We start from the raw sequence: 17,193 nt of genomic DNA, 5'->3' as shown, positions 1-17,193 counted from the left end.
ACACTCGAGCCGCGCGGGATGGGCGAGCGGGCTGCTCGGGTGTCGGTTGCGCACAGTCCGGGGCGGCGGCACCCGCCATTAGTGACACTCGAGCAGCTCGGGGCGGTGGCGGGACACGCGCGGCGAGACGGGCGGGGTCAGGGAAGGACGCGGGCGACGGCGGCTTGTACCTGGGCGTAGGTCGCGGGGTCGAAGGCGACGATGCGCGCCTCGGCGACGGCGGTGTCGGCGGCGGTGATCGTCTCGACCGCGACGGCGATGGCATCGGGCTTCGGCCAGCCGTAGATCCCGGCGCTCACGAGCGGGAACGCCACCGTGCGGGCACCGAGCTCGTCGGCCACGTCCAGCGACCGTCGATAGCAGGAGACCAGCAGCGAACGGTCGCGCTGACCTGCGGCGTAGTTCGGTCCGACCGTGTGGATCACCCACCGCGCAGGGAGGGCGCCCGCCGTCGTCCAGCCCGCGTCGCCGGTGGCGAGGCCATGGGGGAAGCGGGCGATGCACTCGCGCAGGATCTCCGGCCCGCCCGCGCGGTGGATCGCGCCATCCACCCCGCCACCGCCGCGCATGCGGGTGTCGGCGGCGTTGACGACGGCGTCGACGTGCTGCTCGGTGATGTCGCCCTGTACGGCGATGATCCGGGTCATGATGCCAGTGTCGCCCCGGCGGCGGGACCGGCGCGAGCGCTTTCCGCGTCGCATCGGTGTCGCCCTGCCGCTGTGAGGGCTCGGCGTGGTATCCGTTGAGCGACCCGAAGGGACGCCATGGCACCCACGACGACGCGTGACGCGGAGCTGCCCGACCTCACCGGCCGCCGCGCGCTGGTCACCGGCGCCGGCTCCGGCATCGGCCTCGAGATCGCCCGCGCGCTCGCCGCCGCGGGAGCGGAGGTCACCCTGCCGGTGCGCAACCGCGACCGGGGTGCCCGCGCGATCGCGCATATCCGCCGCACTGCGCCCGACGCGCGCCTGCGGCTGCGCGACCTCGACCTCGCCCGGCTCTCGACGGTGTCGGCGCTCGCCGAAGACCTGCGCGCGGAGGGCGCGCCGATCCACCTGTACGTCGTCAATGCCGGCGTCGTCATGTTCGGCGATCGCACCCGCTACCTCACCGAGGACGGTTTCGAACTGCACTTCCAGACGAACTTCCTGGGACACATGGCGCTCACCGCCGGGCTCCTGCCGCTGCTGCGGCAGTCGGGCGCGCGCGTCGTGCTGCAGACGAGCCTGGCCGCGGCGGTCAGTCGTATCCGCTTCGACGACCTGCAACTCGCACATCACTACGGCGCGCTCCGCGCCTACGGGCGTTCCAAGCTCGCCCTGGGTCTGGCAGGCACCGAGCTGGCGCGTCGCAGCGACGCCGAGCGTTGGGGTGTCACCGTCGTGCACGCGCACCCGGGCGTCGCGCCGGCGACCGCCATCGCCACCGACATCCGCCGGCGACTGCCGCAGCCGTTCGTGCGATGGGCCACCGCCCATCTCGGCAACCCGCCCGCGCAGGCTGCGCTGCCCGCGCTGCAGGCGCTCACGGTGGATGCCGCGAACGGCGACTTCTTCGCGCCCTCCGGCCTGCTGCAGTTCGCGGGTCCGCCGCGCCGGGGGCATCCCTTCCGCCGCATGGTCGACCCGGTCGCCGCCGGCCGCATGTGGCGCGTCGCCGACGGGCTGCTCGCGGCATCCGGTGCGGGTGGGGGACGCCTGCACTAGCGTCGACCGCGTGACGCACCGGCTCACCGTCGACCAGGCTCGCCGCATCGCCGTGCGCGCGCAGCTGCTCGACGCGGAGCGGCCGGGCGACGTCGTGGAGGTCGCCGAGCAGATCGGCGAGATCAAGATCGACCCGACCGCCACCATCGCCCCGTGCGAGCACACCGTGCTGTGGTCGCGCATCGGCTGGTCGTACGAGGCGGGCCAGCTGCGCAAGGCGGTGGAAGGCGACCGTCTGCTGTTCGAGTTCGCCGGCACCTTCCGCCCGGTGAGCCTGCTGCCGCTCCTCCTCCCCGAGATGCGTCGGTGGCCGCAGCGCGAGAGCAGCAGGCAATGGCTCGAGGCCAACGCGCGCTTCCGCGACGACGTCGTCGCGCGCCTGCGTGCCGAGGGCCCGCTGCCGGCCGGGCAGATCCCCGATACCGCAGCGGTCAGTCGGCCGCCGGACGGCTGGTCGGGATCCAGCCAAGTTCCGCACATGCTCGAATTCCTGATGCGGCAGGGGCGCGTGGCGATCGCCGGGCGCGAGGGTCGCCACCGGCTGTGGGACCTCGCCGAGCGCGTCTATCCCGCCGGCATGCCCGACCTCGATGAGGACGAGGCGACCCACCTGCGGCACGAGCGGCGACTGCAGGCCGCCGGCATCGCGAAGCAGCGCTCGCCGTGGACACCGGTCGGCGACGCGGGCGAGCCGGCGACGATCGAAGGCAGCAGTCGCCGGTATCGGGTGGATCCGGCCGCGGTCGCCGCGCTGGACGACGACGCCGGCGGCCGCGTCGCCTTCCTCAACCCCTACGACGGGATGCTGTTCGACCGGCCGCGCCTGCGCGAGATCTTCGCCTTCGACTACGTGCTCGAGCAGTTCAAGCCCAAGCCGCAGCGCCGTTACGGATTCTTCGCGCATCCGATCCTCGTGGGCGACCGCTTCGTCGGCATGCTCGATGCCCAGGTCGACAGGCAGCGTGAGGTGCTCCGCGTCGACGCCGTGCACGAGTTCGCGCCGTTGGAGCCGGAGGAGCACGAGATGGTGCGTGCCGAGATCCACGAGCTCGGCGACTGGCTCGGGATGCCGGTGGACGGCGAGGAGTGACGGCGTTTCGTCTCGCTGCGCTCGCTCAACGACCGGCTGCGGGTCGTTGAGCGAGCGGAGCGACCGAGACGAAACGCGGTGCGCCACCGGGCTCAGCGCCCCGCCGCGCGCCCCGCCCATGGGTCGTAGTCCACCTCGAGCGGCCCCTGCTGCGGCCGGTCGGCCTCGGGCACGTGCTGCAGATTCACCCGGATGCGGTACCAGAGCGAACTCGACCCCCGCATGCCGTCGACGAGCACGTCGGCGGGGGAGAGGTGCGCGACGACGCCGGGATGCCGCGCCTTCCAGGCATCCAGTCCCGCCAGCGCCTCTTGCTTGGTCGCCGCGCGGGCGATCTCGATGAGCGGCATGGTCGAGGTTCGCCGGCCGTCGCCGCTGCCCGCCCCGCCCGCTCCTCGCGGTGCCCGCTCCGGCGGGCCCAGTTCCTCGGCCAGCGTCAGCAGCGCCGCGAGAGAACCCGGGGCGTCGTCGATGCCGGCGTGCGCGTCGCCGCGCTCGGCGACGCGGACGAGCACGGTCGGCACCGTGAACTCCTCCGGCCGACGCGTGCGCAGCTCGTCCCACTCCAGCGGCGTGGAGACGCGGGCATCCGGCAGCGCCCGCACCGAATACGCGGACGCCACGGTGCGGTCCTTCGCGTTCTGGTTGAAATCCACGAACACGCTTTCGCCGCGCTCCTCCTTCCACCAGTGCGCGCTCGCGAGCCCCGGGGTGCGGTTCTCCACGTCGCGGGCGAGCGTCTGGGCGGCCAGGCGCACGGCCGCGAAATCCCACTCGGGATGAAGCCGCACCAGGATGTGGATGCCGCGCGAGCCCGACGTCTTCGGCCAGCCGACCAGGCCCACATCGGTGAGCACGTCGCGCGCGACGAAGGCGACGTCGACGATCTGCTGCCAGTCCACACCAGGCATCGGGTCGAGGTCGATGCGCAGCTCGTCGGGGTGATCGAGATCCCCGGCGCGCACGGCGTGGGGATTGAGGTCGAGGCAGCCGAGGTTCGCGATCCACGCCAGCCCCGCGGCATCCTGGACCACCGCCTCCTCGGCGCTCGTGCCCGAGGCGTAGCGCAGAGTGGCGGTGTGGATGAAGTCGGGGTGGTTCTCGGGCACCCGCTTCTGGAAGAACGGCTCCTTGTCGATGCCCTTCACAAAGCGTTTGAGCACCATCGGCCGGTCACCGGCGCCGCGCAGCGCCCCCTCGGCGACGGCGAGGTAGTACTCGACGAGGTCGAGTTTCGTGAGCCCCGGCGCGGGGAAGACCACCTTGCCCGGATGGCTCACCCGCACCTCGTGCCCGTCGATGTCGAGCGTGACGGCGTCGTCCTTCGCGGATGCCATGCGGTCACCATACGCCTCGGGCGCCCTGGGCCGTCGCGCGTCCACCGGGCGGTGCCGGCGCATGCCACGGTGCCCGGTGCCGTGATGGCTCGAGGTGCCTACGATGGGCACCGAGGGGTCCTCCCGGATCCTCGGTGAGGGGAGCAACATGGTCCAGGTGCGTGTCGCCGGTGTCGCTCTCGATCCCGAGGGGCAGCGCGTCGTGCTGCTCAAGCCCATCGACGCCCTGCCGGGCGAAGGGGCGATCCTGCCGATCTGGATCGGCGCCCAGGAGGCGACCTCGATCCTCATCGCCGTGGAGGGGGCGGTCACCCCGCGCCCGCTCGCCCACGACCTCATGCGGTCGATGATCACGACCCTCGGCGCGGAGGTCGACCGGGTCGAAGTGGCCCGCATCGACGACGGCACCTTCTACGCCGAGGTGACGCTGTCCTCGGCGCGCGGCACCCAGGCCGTCGACGCCCGCCCGTCGGATGCCATCGCGCTGGCATCCCGCACGGCCGCGCCCATCTTCGTGGCAGACGAGGTGCTCGCCGAAGCGGGCATCCCCGACGTGCTGGCCGAGGCCGACGCCGAGGAGAACATCGAGGAGTTCAAGCACTTCATCGACGACGTCGAGCCCGACGACTTCCGGGAGAGCTGAGGGGTGCGGCCTCAGTCGCCCGCCGCTGCCGCGAGGTGACGGATGAACAGGGTCTGCGCCACGATCATCCGCTCGATCTCGCCCGGATCCACCGACTCGTCGGACGCATGGATGCGTGACTGCGCCGTGTCCTCCGCGCCCCACAACAGGATCGCGGCGTCGGGCGACACCTTCTTCAGCGAGGCGACGAGCGGGATCGAGGCGCCGCTGCCGATGTTCTCGACCGGCGACCCGTAGGCCTCTTCGAGCGCCTGCTCGGCGGCGACGACCGCCGGGTGGGACGAATCGACCGCGAACGCGTGGCCGACCTTCACCTTCTCCACCTCGACCACGCAGTTCCACGGGCGCTGCGCCCGCAGGTGGGCCATGAGCGCCTCGAGCTGGGCGTCGCCGTCGGATCCGGGCACGATGCGCATCGACAGCTTCGCCGTCACGTCGGGCAGGAGGACGTTGGATGCCTCTGCGGTGCTGGGCAGGTCCATGCCGAGCACGGTGACCGACGGCTTGGCCCAGATGCGGTCGGAGAGGGTGCCGGTGCCGAGGAAGTCGACTCCCGGGAGGATGGCCGACCCCTCCCGGTACACCTCCTCGTCCATGGCCGCGCCCTCCCAGCTGAAGCTGTCGACACCCGGGATGGCGGTGTCGCCGTTGTCGTCGTGGAGGGTGTCGAGGATGCGGATCATCGCCGTCAGGGCATCGGGAGCTGCGCCGCCGAACATGCCGGAGTGGACGGGGTTCGCCAGCGTCCGCACCGTGACGGTGCAGGCGACGTCGCCGCGCAGCGCCGTCGTGAGGCCGGGCCGCCCCACCCGCTGCGGGCCGATGTCGGCGATGACGTAGGCGTCGGCCTCGAACAGCTCCGGGTTGTTCTCGACGAAGTCCTCGAGGTGCGAGATGGTCTCCTCCTCGCCCTCGATGAGGATCTTCAGGTGGCAGGGAAGCGGGGCGCCCAGCATCTTCAGCGTCGCGTAGTGGATGACCAGGCCCGACTTGTCATCGGCGGCGCCGCGACCGTAGATGCGGCCGTCGTCCTTCGTCGTCGGGACGAAGGGGTCTGACGACCAGTTCTGGCTCTCGGGGGCGGGCTGCACGTCGTAGTGCGCGTAGAGCAGCACGGTGGGAGCGCCCTCCGGGCCGGGCACGTCGGCGTACACGCAGGGGTAGCCGTCGGGCACGTCGAGCAGGCGCACCCCGGGGATGCCGGCCGCCTCGAAGAGCGCGACCACCGCCGCGCCCATCTCGTGCACGGGCGCCGGGTCGAAGCCGGGGAAGGCGATCGAGGGGATGCGCACGAGGTTTTCGAGGCGGTCGATCACCTCCGGCATGATCCCCGCCGCGGCATCCTTCAAGCCGTCGAGATCGTTCATGATGCTCCTTCGATGAGAGGTCGAGCGTCGCTCGCCGCCGGTGCTCAGACGGGGACGACGAGCTGGATGAGCAGGCCCGCCAGGACCACTGCCACCCACGAGACCACCATCGGAACGGTGAACGAGTGGTAGACGGGCACTTGGGTGAGCTTGGTCGAGCCGGTGAGGTCGGTTTCGACCGAGGCGATCTGGGAGCCGTTGGCGGGGAACAGCCACACGCCGATGAGCGAGGGCCACATCGCGGTGATGATGCCCGGCGCGAGCCCGGCCGCGAGTGCGATGGGGATCATCGTGTTGGTCGTGGCGGATTGGCTGGTGGTGAGGCCGCAGACGAGGAAGAGCGCGACGGCGAGGAGGAGCGGGTTGGCCTCGATCATCGCGCCGAGGGGCTCGATGATCGTCTCCTGGTTGGCGGCGATGAAGGTGTCGGCCATCCACGCGATGCCGAACAGCGCGACCGCGGCGACGAAGCCGGCCTTCAACAGCGGCTGCTCCACGACGAGCGACGGCTTGATGAGACCGACCAGGATCACCACGAGCGCGACGGTGAACATGATCATCTCGATCACCGTGGACATGCCGATGGGCGTCATCGCGCCCTCTTCGTCGGGGAAGGCGGGGCGCAGTCCGGGGAACAGGCCGAGCAGCACGATCACGAGCGTGCCGGCGACGAAGATCATCGCGGAGGTCTTGCCGCCCTTGGGTACGGGGTGCTCGATGATCGGCGGGCGGGTTGCGGCACGGGTCGGTGTGTCGGCGCCGCCGGCCGGTGCGGTGACGAGGCTGTCCGGTGGGGTGGTCGCGGGTGCGGTCGGGGGCGTCGCCGTCACTGCGGCCGTCGCTCCGACGGCGGTGGTGACGCCGCCGAACTTCGCTTCGTACCGCTCGCGGAGGGCGGCGGGGACCTCCACAGTGCCCGCCTTCACGCGCTTGAGGTACTCCGGGTCGTCGAGCAGATCCTTGCCGATGCGCTGCTGCACGAACGAGGTCACGATGCACGCCACGATCGCGGCGGGGACGGTGATCGCGAGGATCTGCGGCAGGCCGTAGCCGGTGCCCTCCATGAGCACGAGGTACGCGGCCATCGCCGCCGACACGGGGCTCGCCGTGATCCCGAGTCCCGACGTGACCGTCGACGATGCCAAGGCGTGCTCGGGCCGTTGGCCGTTGCGGTACGCGGTCTCGTAGATGACCGGGATGAGCGCGAAGAAGATGTTGGACGTGCCCGAGAGCACGGTGAAGACGAAGGCGACCAGCGGCGCGACGTAGGTGAGCCGCTTCGGATTGCGCTGGATGATCTTCGACGCGATCGCGACGAGGTAGTCGATGCCGCCGGCGGCCTGCATCGCCGACGACGCCGTGATGACCGCGATGATGATGAAGAACGCGTCCACGGGGACGGAGCCGGGCGGCAGCCGGAACGCGAAGACGAGGATCACCGTGCCGAGCACGCCCCAGAGGCCGAGCCCCAGGCCGCCGGTGCGGACCCCCATGATGATCGCCCCGATGACCACGCATGCCTGCAATATGACGACGAAGGTATCCATCGGAACGCCTCAGCAATGTTCGTCTATGCGACAGCACCGTTGCTGTCGCGCTCAGGGTAGACCCACGGTCACAGCCCGTCTATATGGGTGCTGCGCGATCGAGGATGCCGCTGCGGGCGTCGGCGGCCGGGCCTACACTCGGCCCCATGGTCTTCGCCAACGTCGGCACTCTCGGCACCGTCGCGGGCAAGCGCGATGAGCTGGTCGCGCTGCTCATCCGGCGCAGTGATGCGCTGAGTCACGTCGGGTGCCTCCTCTACGAAGTCGGCATCAACGACCACGAGCCCGACACCGTGTATGTGGTGGAGCTGTGGACGAGCGCCGACGCGCACCGGGCGTCGCTCGCGCTGCCCGAGGTGCAGGCATCCATCGCCCGTGCCCGCCCGCTGCTGACCGGCGATTTCGGTGGGTTCGAGTTCGACGTGGTCGGTTCCCCCCTGCGCGACCTCTGACCCGCGCCCGCCGCGCTCCGCCGTCTCCGCCGCGCGCCGCCGCGGCGCCACGGCGCCCCGGGCGCTGCCCGCAGGCCGTGCCGTGTCCCGGTCCGGGCTGCCGTGCCCGGGCTGCTCGAGTGTCCGGGCTGCTCGAGTGTCACGTGTGGTGGGTGTTGCGGGCGCGGACTGTGCGCGAGTGACACCGGAGCAGCGCGGATGGCACGCGGCGGGCGGGTCGGGGCGGGCGCGGATGCCGCGGCGGACGAGCCGGCGCGGTTCCGGTGTCACTTGTGGTGGGTGTTGCGGGCGCGGACTGTGCGCGAGTGACACCGGAGCAGCGCGGATGCCGCGGCGCGCGGCGCGCGGGCGAGCGGGGCGGATCCGGCGCGCGGGCGGGGCGCGCGTGAGACCGCGGGGTGAAAAAGTGGCGGAGGATAGGGGATTCGAACCCCTGAGAGCTTTCACTCAACACGCTTTCCAAGCGTGCGCCATAGGCCACTAGGCGAATCCTCCATGGCCCCGGAGGGCCGCGGGACAGTCTACCTGGTGCGCGACACCGCTCGCGCACGCGGCCACTCGACAAGGGCCGCGGCCGACGTCACGCCGGAACGCGCGCGGCGGCATACGCGCTGCCGGGCCGCACGACGAGCGACCGCGGCACCACCGTCGCCAGCAGCCGTCGGCCACGCGACTGACTGGCCGACATCGCGCCCGTCACCGCCGAGACGGCATTCGACAGCGCGGAATCCGGCGCCGCACCCGCGCTCGCACCACCCGCCGCACCGGCCTCGGGCGCGTACGACGCACGCTCGATCGCCGTCACCAGCAGCGACACGGCATCGGGCGGCGCGTCGTATTCCGCGATGAGCCGCGCCCCGAATGCGCGCGGGGACTCGGCGGCGGGGACGGGGATGCCGAGGTCCACGGCGGCCTCCCGCACCCCCAACCACGCGGACGCGGCATCGCCGCGCCGTGCGGCGGTCAGGCGTCGACGACGCACGATCTCACGCAGCGCGGCGGGCGCCGCGAGCAGCAGGAGCACCGCGATCGCCGTCAGCGCGCCCGTGAGCGAGATGCCGGCGGGCGTCGCCGGGCCCGACAGTGCCTGGTCGTCGCGATCGGGGTTCATCGCGGGGTCGGTGGGAGCGATGGACGCGCTCGGCGCGACGGGCTCCTCCACGCCACCGGTGAGATCTTCGCCGGCGTCGTCGGTCGGCGCGACGCGTTCGGGAAGGAACGAGGTGGGAGTGCCGAGGCTCTTGGTCGGCTCGAACGGCACCCAGCCGATGCCGTCGAAGTGCACTTCGGGCCACGCGTGCAGCTGGTCGCTGGTCACCTGGTACTGCACCTGACCTTCGACGATGCTGCCGTTGCCCGTGCCGGGCAGGTAGCCCACGACGATGCGCGCGGGCATGCCCATCAGCCGCGCCATCACGGCGAAGGCCGATGCGAAGTGCACGCAGTAGCCCTCTTTCTGCACGACGAACTGCTCGATCGCCTCGATTCCCGAGCCGTCGAAGCCGTCGGCGACGGGTGCGTCGAGGGAGTAGGTGAACTCGTCGCCGCGGAACCAGCTCTGCAGTGCGATCAGCCGGTCGTAGTCGTTCTCCGCCCCCGCCGTGACGGCGGTCGCGGCCTGCCTGATCGCGTCCATCGGCACGTCGGGCAGGGCGTACGTGGCATCCCGCAGCACGGTGCCGCCCGCGCGCGTCGCCCGGATCTGCTCGCGCGTCGGACGCGGCACGTGGGTCTGCACCTCGTACGACTGGCCCTGCGAGTTCGCGGTCTGGCTTACGACCGTGCGGTTGAAGGGCATCGCCTCCCAATCGCCCTCGAGGCCCTCCACCGCAACCGCCGGAAATGCCACCGGCAGCCAGGCCGACGCGAGGTTGGTGACCTCCACCGTCGTGCGGTAGGCGGTGACCCGCAGCGACTCATCGGTGCGCAGCTCCCCGAAGCCGTAGGAGCTGTCCAGCGGCAGGGTGCGGATGCGATCGGGCAGCCAGCGGCTGCCGTCGAAGCTCGACAGAGTCGCCACCCGCAGGTACGGCGCCTGAGGGGCGTTGGAACGGACGTACAGCACCGGGATGTTGTTGAGCCGCCGCAGGTCCTCGCCCAGGTCCAGCGACGGGTTGATCGTCGCGGCGGTGCCGAGGCCGCCGGCGGCGCCCGCGCGCATCGTCGGCGCCGGGAGGAGAGGGGTCACCGTGATCGCCACGACGATCGCGATCGCCCCGATGCCGACGGCCGTGGCGCCCACGCCCGCGCGCCGCACGGTGGGGGTGGCCGCGGTCGCCCGCCCCGGCGGCACGGCCGGGGTCTCCCGCGTGCGGGTCTCGGCGCGCAGCAGGAACAGGATCGCGGCCGCCAGGAACGCGAACGACACCACGTCCATCCCCGACGGCGCCGCGAGGGCGGGGACCAGCCACACCGCGACGACGCCGGCGACCGCCAGCAGCGGCATCCGCGCCGTCACGACGACGTGGTCGAGCACGATCGCGAAGAGTCCGATCGCACCCACCAGCAGCAGCGTCAGCCCGTCGCCCGCCGACAGCGGCGCGGTCCCGACGAAGATCTCGTTCATACCGGCGGTGAGCAGCGCCGGTGCCTCCCGCAGCGTCTCGGGGGTGGGAAGGACCCACAGCAGCGCCGTCTCGGGCAGGTAGCAGGCGGTGAGGAACACCGCCCACAGCAGCAGCTGGATGCCGCTGACGGCGACCGCGGGCAGGCGTCGCCGATGCGCGAGGTAACCGGCGGCGAGGATGAGCGCGGCCAGCAGCACACCCGCCGCGAGCCACGAGCCGGGGGCGATCACGCGCAGCAACGGCCCCATCGCCGCGATGAGGACCGCCGCCACCGCGATGGTCAGTCGCAGGTCGGCGCGCCCGCGTCGCGGCGGGCGCGGGGCGGGGGAGCCGCGGTCGACGGTGATGGGCGACGCGAGCACGCGCACGCTGTCGGTGTGGGCGACGTCAGGCGACCACATGGCCGACCCCCCGTTCCACGGCCGACTGCCACGCGAGGGCGAGGTCGGCGTCGGGGGGAATGGCGGCGACGTGCCATCCGGATGCCGCGGCGCGCGACAGCGCATCGCCGACGGGCGCCACGGCGAACAGCAGCGGCAGCGAGCTGTGATGGGCGACCGGGCCGAGGAGGGCGGCGTCCGCCGCATCGAACTGCCCCACGACGACGACGAGCGGGCCCCCGGCAGCGCCGGCGAACAGCGGCACGAGCTGGGCGAGGTGGTCGTCGCGGCGGGTGAGGAGTGTCGCGAAGTCGCCGGCGAGCACTTCGACGGCGGCGAGATCGCCGCCCTCCAGCGCATCGCCCAGCGGATGCCCGTCGGAGTCGATCACCGCGACGGTGTACCCCTCGCGCACGAAGCGGGCCACCACCGAGACGCACGCGCTCACGGCGCTCTCGAACCCCGGGTCCAGGCCCGGTCCGCGCATGGCATCCATCGTGTAGCGCCGGGTGGACAGGTCCAGCACGACGGTCGCCGAGGGCGTCGACTCCTGCTCCTCCTGCCGCACCATCAGCTCATCCCGGTGGGCGCTGGCGCGCCAGTGGATGCGGCGCATCGAGTCGCCGGGGACGTACGCACGCGGGATCAGGTTGTCCGACCCCTGGCCGAGCTCATTGGTCGCGCTGTGGCGGGTGCCGCCCGCTTCGCCCGGCAGGTCGTTGAGCGCGGGCAGGTCGACGATCTCGGGCGCGACGACGACGGTCGTGCGCTCGCTCATGACGTGGGTGCGGCGCACCAGCCCGAACGGGTCGGTCGACGACACCGAGAAGGGGCCGATCGCGGGCATGCCGCGGCGCACGCCCCGCACCCGGTAGTCGACATCGACGGTGTGCGCCTCGCCGCGCAGCCCCGACTCGAGGGCGGGGAAGACGCCGCGCGCAGCCCCCGTCGCCGCCCGCCGTCGGAAGCCCGCCGTCATGACGGAGGGCGCTGCGGCATCCGCGCTCAGCGCGCCCTCGCGGGCAGGGTCGCACCATGCCAGGCCCGGCGCCAGTGCGTCGCGCCACGTGCCCGACCCCGACGCGAGCGCGGCCCGCAGCGAGACGCGCACGGTCACCCGGCCTTCCCGCCCGACCGTCAGCACGTCCGGCTCGACGGTGCGGGTGATGCCCTCTGCCCGCCGGACGGCGTACAACGCCAACAGCGCCGCACCGACCACCGCGAACAGCAGCATCGCGACGTAGAGCAGCTGCACCACGCCGCGATCGGCCGCCACGATGAGGCAGCCGAGCCCGAGCAGCACGGCGCCCGTGCCTCGGATCGTCAGCGGCCACAGGCGTCCCACGACATCACCTCACGCGCGGGCGGTGAGCGGCACCCGGACGGATGCCGCGATCTGCGTCAGCACCGAGGTGATCGCATCGGCGGTCGACCGCGCGCGGGCGGTGCCGGCGCTGCGGGCGGGGATGAGCCGGTGCGCGAACACCGGGACGAGCAGGGCCGCCACGTCGTCGGGGATGACGAACTCGCGACCGTCGAGCGCGGCGCGCACCTTCGCCGCGCGCACGAGCTGCAGCGTCGCGCGGGGGCTCGCGCCCAAGCGCAGGTCGGGGTGCGTGCGGGTGGCCTGCGCGAGCGCGACGGCGTACTCCTCGACGGCGGGGGAGAGGTGCACGCTGCGGGCCCATCCGATGAGCGCCCGCACCCGCTCCGCGTCGACGACGGGGGTGATGGCGACGAGGGGGTTCACGGTGTCGCGCTGGCGCAGCATGAGCCCTTCGCTCGCGGCATCCGGATACCCCATCGAGATGCGCATCATGAAGCGGTCGCGTTGCGCCTCGGGGAGCGCGTACGTGCCCTCCATCTCGAGCGGGTTCTGGGTCGCGACGACCAGGAACGGCTCGGGGAGGGCGTGCGACTCGCCGTCGACGGTGACCTGGTGCTCCTCCATCGCCTCCAGCAGGGCCGACTGCGTCTTGGGGGAGGAGCGGTTGATCTCGTCGGCGATCACGATGTGCGCGAAGATCGCGCCGCGCTTGAACTCGAACTCGCGGTCGACCGGATTGAACACCGACACGCCCGTGACGTCTCCGGGCAGCAGATCCGGCGTGAACTGGATTCGGCGAACCGTGGCATCGACGGATGCCGCGAGCGCCCGGGCGAGCATGGTCTTGCCGACGCCGGGGACGTCTTCGATGAGCAGGTGCCCCTCGGCCAGCAGACACATGAGCGCGGAGCGCACCGCGTCGGGCTTTCCGTCGATCACGCGGGTGATCGAGTCGAGCACGGCGGTGGTGGACCGGGCGAAGGATTCCGCGGTGATCGGCTCGACGGACAGATCGCTCATGCGTTCCCCTCGACGGGTAGCGGGGTGCGGCGCGTCGTCGCGTCGCTGCCATGATCGTAACCCGCGCGCACGAGCAGTGGGCCGGTCGCGTACACTGGTGTCAGCTCTCCGCGAGGCGGCATCCAGGCCAACTCCCCCAGGACGGAAACGTAGCAAGGGTAACCAGGCTCTGCCGGGTTCGCGGAGAGTCTTAATTTTCCCCCGCGGCGAGGACGCCGAACGGGGATCTGCAGGCGCCGTGCTCCTGATCCGCGCGGCCCCCGTTCGGCGGAACGACACGGGCCCGCCGCCTCCCGCGGAGGAGGCCAGTCGGGTTATTCACGGACCACGGCCTGTCCGCCGCGAAGGCCCCCGCCTAGGCTGTGCACGTGGCTCAGAGCATCTACATCACCTCCGTCGAAGGTCATTCCGGCAAATCCACGATCGCGCTCGGCGTGCTCGATGCGCTGAGCCGGGCCACCCCGCGGGTGGGGGTGTTCCGCGCGGTCGCACGCTCGACGGAGGAGCGCGACTACGTGCTCGAGATGCTGCTGGACCACGACGGTGTGGAACTCGACTACGACGAGTGCGTCGGTGTCACCTACGACGACGTGCGTGCCGACCCCGAAGGGTCGCTGGCGACCATCGTCGAACGCTTCAAGACCGTCGAGCGGCAGTGCGACGCCGTCGTGGTCGTCGGCAGCGACTACACCGACGTGGGCAGCCCCGCCGAACTCGCCTTCAACGCGCGGGTCGCCGCGAACCTCGGCACGCCGGTGCTGCTGGTCGTCGGCGGCCGCGACAGCCAGGGCCAGAGCGAGCAGCTGGGCACCACCATCGCCCGCACCCCCGCCGAGATGGGCCAGATCGCCGCCCTCGCCCTCGTGGAACTGGCCAACGGTCGTGCCGACCTCTTCGCGGTCGTCGCCAACCGTGCCGACGGGGACCGGCTCGACGAGACCATCGCCGCCATCGAGTCGGCCGTGACCGCCGCCCGCCCCGGGCGCGACATCCCCGTGCTCGCCCTTCCGGAGGACCGCTACCTGGTGGCGCCGTCGGTGAGCGACATCCTGCGCGCCGTGGAGGGGACGCTCGTCAAGGGCGACCCCGAGCTGATGTCGCACGAGGTGGTCAGCATCGTCGTGGCGGGCATGTCGATGGTCAACGTGCTGCCGCGGCTGACCGACTCCGCCGTCGTGGTGATCCCCGCCGACCGCACCGAAGTGCTGCTGGCGACGCTGCTCGCCCACACCTCGGGCACCTTCCCGGCCGTCGCGGCCGTCGTGCTCAACGGGCCGTTCCCGCTGCCGGAGACCATCGAGAGCCTCATCGACGGCCTCGGCGCGACCGTGCCGATCATCGCGACCGACCTCGACACCTACGAGACCGCCGTGCGTGTGATGGGCTCGCGCGGGCGCCTGGCGGCCGGTTCGCCGCGCCGCTACGAGACGGCGCTGGCCCTGTTCGACAAGCACGTCGACACCGAAAAGCTCACCCGCGCGCTCGGCGTCGCCAAGACCACGGTCGTCACGCCCCTCATGTTCCAATACGGCCTCATGGAGCGCGCGCGCAGCGACCGCCGCCGCATCGTGCTGCCCGAGGGCGACGACGACCGCGTGCTGCGTGCCGCGGCGACCGTGCTCGCGCGCGGCATCGCGGACCTCACGATCCTCGGCGAGGAGGCACAGGTGCACGCCAGGGCGCGCGAGCTCGGCATCGACCTGTCGAAGGCCCAGATCACGAGCCCCTTCGACGCCGGCTACGTCGACACGTTCGCCCAGGAGTACACGCGTCTGCGCTCTCACAAGGGGATGACCTACGAGAGGGCCGCCGACACCGTCACGGACGTGTCGTACTTCGGCACGATGATGGTGCACCTCGGCATCGCCGACGGCATGGTGTCGGGAGCCGCCCACACCACGGCCCACACGATCCGGCCGGCGTTCGAGATCATCAAGACCAAGCCCGGCGTCTCGGTCGTCTCCAGCGTCTTCCTCATGGCGCTCGCCGACCGCGTGCTCGTCTACGGCGACTGCGCGGTCATCCCCGATCCCACGAGCGAGCAGCTGGCCGACATCGCGGTGTCGTCCGCGGCGACGGCGGCCCAGTTCGGCATCGAGCCGCGCGTGGCGATGCTGTCGTACTCGACGGGGGAGTCCGGCAGCGGCGCCGACGTCGACAAGGTGCGCGCGGCCACCGTGCTCGTGCGCGAACGCGCGCCGCAGCTGCCGGTGGAGGGGCCGATCCAGTACGACGCGGCCACCGACGCCGCCGTGGCATCCAAGAAGCTCCCCGGCTCGAACGTCGCCGGGCGCGCGACGGTGTTCGTCTTCCCCGACCTGAACACCGGCAACAACACCTACAAGGCCGTGCAGCGGTCGGCCGGCGCCATCGCCATCGGCCCCGTGCTGCAGGGGCTCAACAAACCCATCAACGATCTGTCGCGCGGCGCCCTCGTCGACGACATCGTCAACACCATCGCGATCACCGCGATCCAGGCGCAGGGAGAGGCAACCGCATGAGCGTCGTGCTCGTCGTCAACAGTGGCTCGTCGTCGTTCAAGTACCAGCTGCTGGAGCCTGAGGACGGCCGCGTGCTCGCCTCCGGACTCGTGGAGCGCATCGGCGAATCGGTCGGTGCCGCCAAGCACAAGGTCGTCTTCGGCGCCGGGACGGGCGAGGGCGAGGCGGTGACGGCGACGGATGCCACCTACACGCTGGAGCTGCCGATCCCCGACCACACCACCGGGTTCCGGGTCATGCTCGACGCGTTCGCCCAGTGGGGGCCGTCGCTGGAGGAGTTCCCGCCCGTCGCCGTCGGCCACCGTGTCGTGCACGGCGGTGCGCGCTTCTTCGAGCCGACCCTCATCACCAACCTCGTCGAGATCAACATCGACGAGCTGTCGGTGCTCGCCCCGCTCCACAACCCGGGCGCGCTGCAGGGCGTGCGTGCCGCGAAGGCCGCCTTCCCCGACCTCGCGCACGTAGCCGTCTTCGACACCGCGTTTCACCAGACCCTCCCGCCGGCCGCCTACACGTACGCGATCGACAAGGAGCTCGCCGAAGCCCACCGCATCCGCCGCTACGGCTTCCACGGCACGTCGCACAAGTACGTCAGCCGCACGGCAGCGGAGTTCCTCGGCCGTCCGCTGTCCGAGCTCAAGCAGATCGTCTTCCACCTCGGCAACGGCGCATCGGCGGCCGCCGTCGACGGCGGCCGGTCGGTGGAGACCTCGATGGGGCTCACGCCCCTGCAGGGGCTCGTCATGGGCACGCGCTCGGGCGACATCGACCCCGCCGTGCTGTTCCACCTCGCCCGCCGGGCGAGGATGTCGATCGACGATCTCGATGACCTCCTCAACAAGGGCAGTGGTGTGCTGGGGCTCGCCGGCGTCACCGACATGCGCGACCTCGAAGAGCGCGTCGCGGAAGGCGACGAGGATGCCACGCTCGCCCTCGAGGTGTACCTGCATCGCCTCCGCGCCTATGCGGGTTCCTACATCGCGCAGCTCGGCGGCGTCGACGTGATCGTCTTCACCGCCGGCGTCGGCGAGAACTCGCCCCTCGTGCGGGCGGGGGCGCTGTCGACCCTCGGCTTCCTCGGGGTGAAGATCGACCCCGAGCGCAACGAGGAACGTCGCCGCGACGTGCGCGTCATCTCGGCCGACGACTCGGCGGTCACCGTGCTCGTCGTCCCCACCAACGAAGAGCTCGAGATCGCCCGGCAGGCCCTCGAGGTCGTCGCCGCCCTCTGACCCGGTACGCCAGGCGAGCGGACG

The 17,193-nt window shown here is 71.8% G+C and carries 13 protein-coding genes, 1 tRNA gene and 1 other RNA gene; 7 read left to right on the top strand and 8 right to left on the bottom strand.

The annotated features are described in order from the left end of the window. Nucleotides 1-137 precede the first annotated feature (137 nt). Nucleotides 138-647 carry an O-acetyl-ADP-ribose deacetylase gene (locus ACFVR6_RS07750; protein ID WP_386960820.1) on the bottom strand — a complete coding sequence of 170 codons (510 nt, stop codon included), beginning with the start codon at nt 645-647 and terminating at the stop codon, nt 138-140. 117 nt (nt 648-764) lie between these two features. Between ACFVR6_RS07750 and ACFVR6_RS07745 the strand changes: the two genes are divergently transcribed. Together ACFVR6_RS07745 and ACFVR6_RS07740 are read left to right on the top strand one after the other, a co-directional pair. Continuing rightward, nucleotides 765-1,706 (top strand): SDR family oxidoreductase, encoded by a 942-nt coding sequence (locus ACFVR6_RS07745; protein WP_386960817.1) that lies wholly within the window; start codon nt 765-767, stop codon nt 1,704-1,706. Nucleotides 1,707-1,716: 10 nt separating this feature from the next. Next, complete coding sequence (locus ACFVR6_RS07740) at nt 1,717-2,796, top strand: DNA glycosylase AlkZ-like family protein (RefSeq protein WP_386960814.1); 1,080 nt, start codon at nt 1,717-1,719, stop codon at nt 2,794-2,796. A gap of 92 nt (nt 2,797-2,888) precedes the next feature. On the opposite strand, the gene ligD is transcribed toward ACFVR6_RS07740, so the two are convergent. Then, on the bottom strand, nt 2,889-4,133 hold the full coding sequence (gene ligD, locus ACFVR6_RS07735; RefSeq protein WP_386960811.1) for a non-homologous end-joining DNA ligase: 1,245 nt from the start codon (nt 4,131-4,133) through the stop codon (nt 2,889-2,891). 148 nt (nt 4,134-4,281) lie between these two features. Here ligD and ACFVR6_RS07730 point away from each other — a divergent pair, with 148 nt between their 5' ends. Beyond that, nucleotides 4,282-4,776, top strand: a complete 495-nt coding sequence (locus tag ACFVR6_RS07730) for a bifunctional nuclease family protein (RefSeq protein ID WP_386960809.1) — start codon at nt 4,282-4,284, stop codon at nt 4,774-4,776. A gap of 11 nt (nt 4,777-4,787) precedes the next feature. Here the strand turns inward: ACFVR6_RS07730 and ACFVR6_RS07725 are convergent, their stop codons facing one another. Together ACFVR6_RS07725 and ACFVR6_RS07720 are read right to left on the bottom strand one after the other, a co-directional pair. Further along, nucleotides 4,788-6,143 carry a M20/M25/M40 family metallo-hydrolase gene (locus ACFVR6_RS07725; RefSeq protein ID WP_386960806.1) on the bottom strand — a complete coding sequence of 452 codons (1,356 nt, stop codon included), beginning with the start codon at nt 6,141-6,143 and terminating at the stop codon, nt 4,788-4,790. 44 nt (nt 6,144-6,187) lie between these two features. Beyond that, nucleotides 6,188-7,690 (bottom strand): anaerobic C4-dicarboxylate transporter family protein, encoded by a 1,503-nt coding sequence (locus ACFVR6_RS07720; protein WP_386960803.1) that lies wholly within the window; start codon nt 7,688-7,690, stop codon nt 6,188-6,190. A 146-nt stretch (nt 7,691-7,836) separates the two neighbouring features. Here ACFVR6_RS07720 and ACFVR6_RS07715 point away from each other — a divergent pair, with 146 nt between their 5' ends. Next, nucleotides 7,837-8,142, top strand: coding sequence for a putative quinol monooxygenase (locus tag ACFVR6_RS07715; protein WP_386960800.1), 306 nt, complete (start codon nt 7,837-7,839; stop codon nt 8,140-8,142). Nucleotides 8,143-8,549: 407 nt separating this feature from the next. Here the strand turns inward: ACFVR6_RS07715 and ACFVR6_RS07710 are convergent. The 4 genes from ACFVR6_RS07710 to ACFVR6_RS07695 all read right to left on the bottom strand — a co-directional run bounded on the left by ACFVR6_RS07710 (nt 8,550) and on the right by ACFVR6_RS07695 (nt 13,436). Further along, nucleotides 8,550-8,637 (bottom strand) — tRNA-Ser (locus ACFVR6_RS07710). 85 nt (nt 8,638-8,722) lie between these two features. Further along, nucleotides 8,723-11,110 (bottom strand): transglutaminase family protein, encoded by a 2,388-nt coding sequence (locus ACFVR6_RS07705; protein ID WP_386960797.1) that lies wholly within the window; start codon nt 11,108-11,110, stop codon nt 8,723-8,725. Continuing rightward, nucleotides 11,097-12,434 (bottom strand): DUF58 domain-containing protein, encoded by a 1,338-nt coding sequence (locus ACFVR6_RS07700; protein WP_386960794.1) that lies wholly within the window; start codon nt 12,432-12,434, stop codon nt 11,097-11,099. The genes ACFVR6_RS07705 and ACFVR6_RS07700 overlap by 14 nt, the downstream gene beginning before the upstream one ends. Nucleotides 12,435-12,443: 9 nt before the next feature. Next, nucleotides 12,444-13,436, bottom strand: a complete 993-nt coding sequence (locus ACFVR6_RS07695; protein WP_386960791.1) for an AAA family ATPase — start codon at nt 13,434-13,436, stop codon at nt 12,444-12,446. A 99-nt stretch (nt 13,437-13,535) separates the two neighbouring features. Between ACFVR6_RS07695 and ffs the strand changes: the two genes are divergently transcribed. From ffs to ACFVR6_RS07680, 3 genes are all read left to right on the top strand, one after another. Next, nucleotides 13,536-13,632, top strand: an RNA gene (ffs, locus tag ACFVR6_RS07690) — signal recognition particle sRNA small type. Nucleotides 13,633-13,804: 172 nt separating this feature from the next. After that, complete coding sequence (pta, locus tag ACFVR6_RS07685) at nt 13,805-15,937, top strand: phosphate acetyltransferase (protein WP_386960788.1); 2,133 nt, start codon at nt 13,805-13,807, stop codon at nt 15,935-15,937. Continuing rightward, on the top strand, nt 15,934-17,169 hold the full coding sequence (locus tag ACFVR6_RS07680; RefSeq protein ID WP_386960786.1) for an acetate/propionate family kinase: 1,236 nt from the start codon (nt 15,934-15,936) through the stop codon (nt 17,167-17,169). The genes pta and ACFVR6_RS07680 overlap by 4 nt, the downstream gene beginning before the upstream one ends. Nucleotides 17,170-17,193: the final 24 nt, after the last annotated feature.

It is taken from the genome of Microbacterium sp. NPDC058021, from assembly GCF_042885955.1.
Taxonomy (GTDB): Bacteria; Actinomycetota; Actinomycetes; order Actinomycetales; family Microbacteriaceae; genus Microbacterium.
This window is presented reverse-complemented; position numbering and strand designations above follow the sequence as displayed.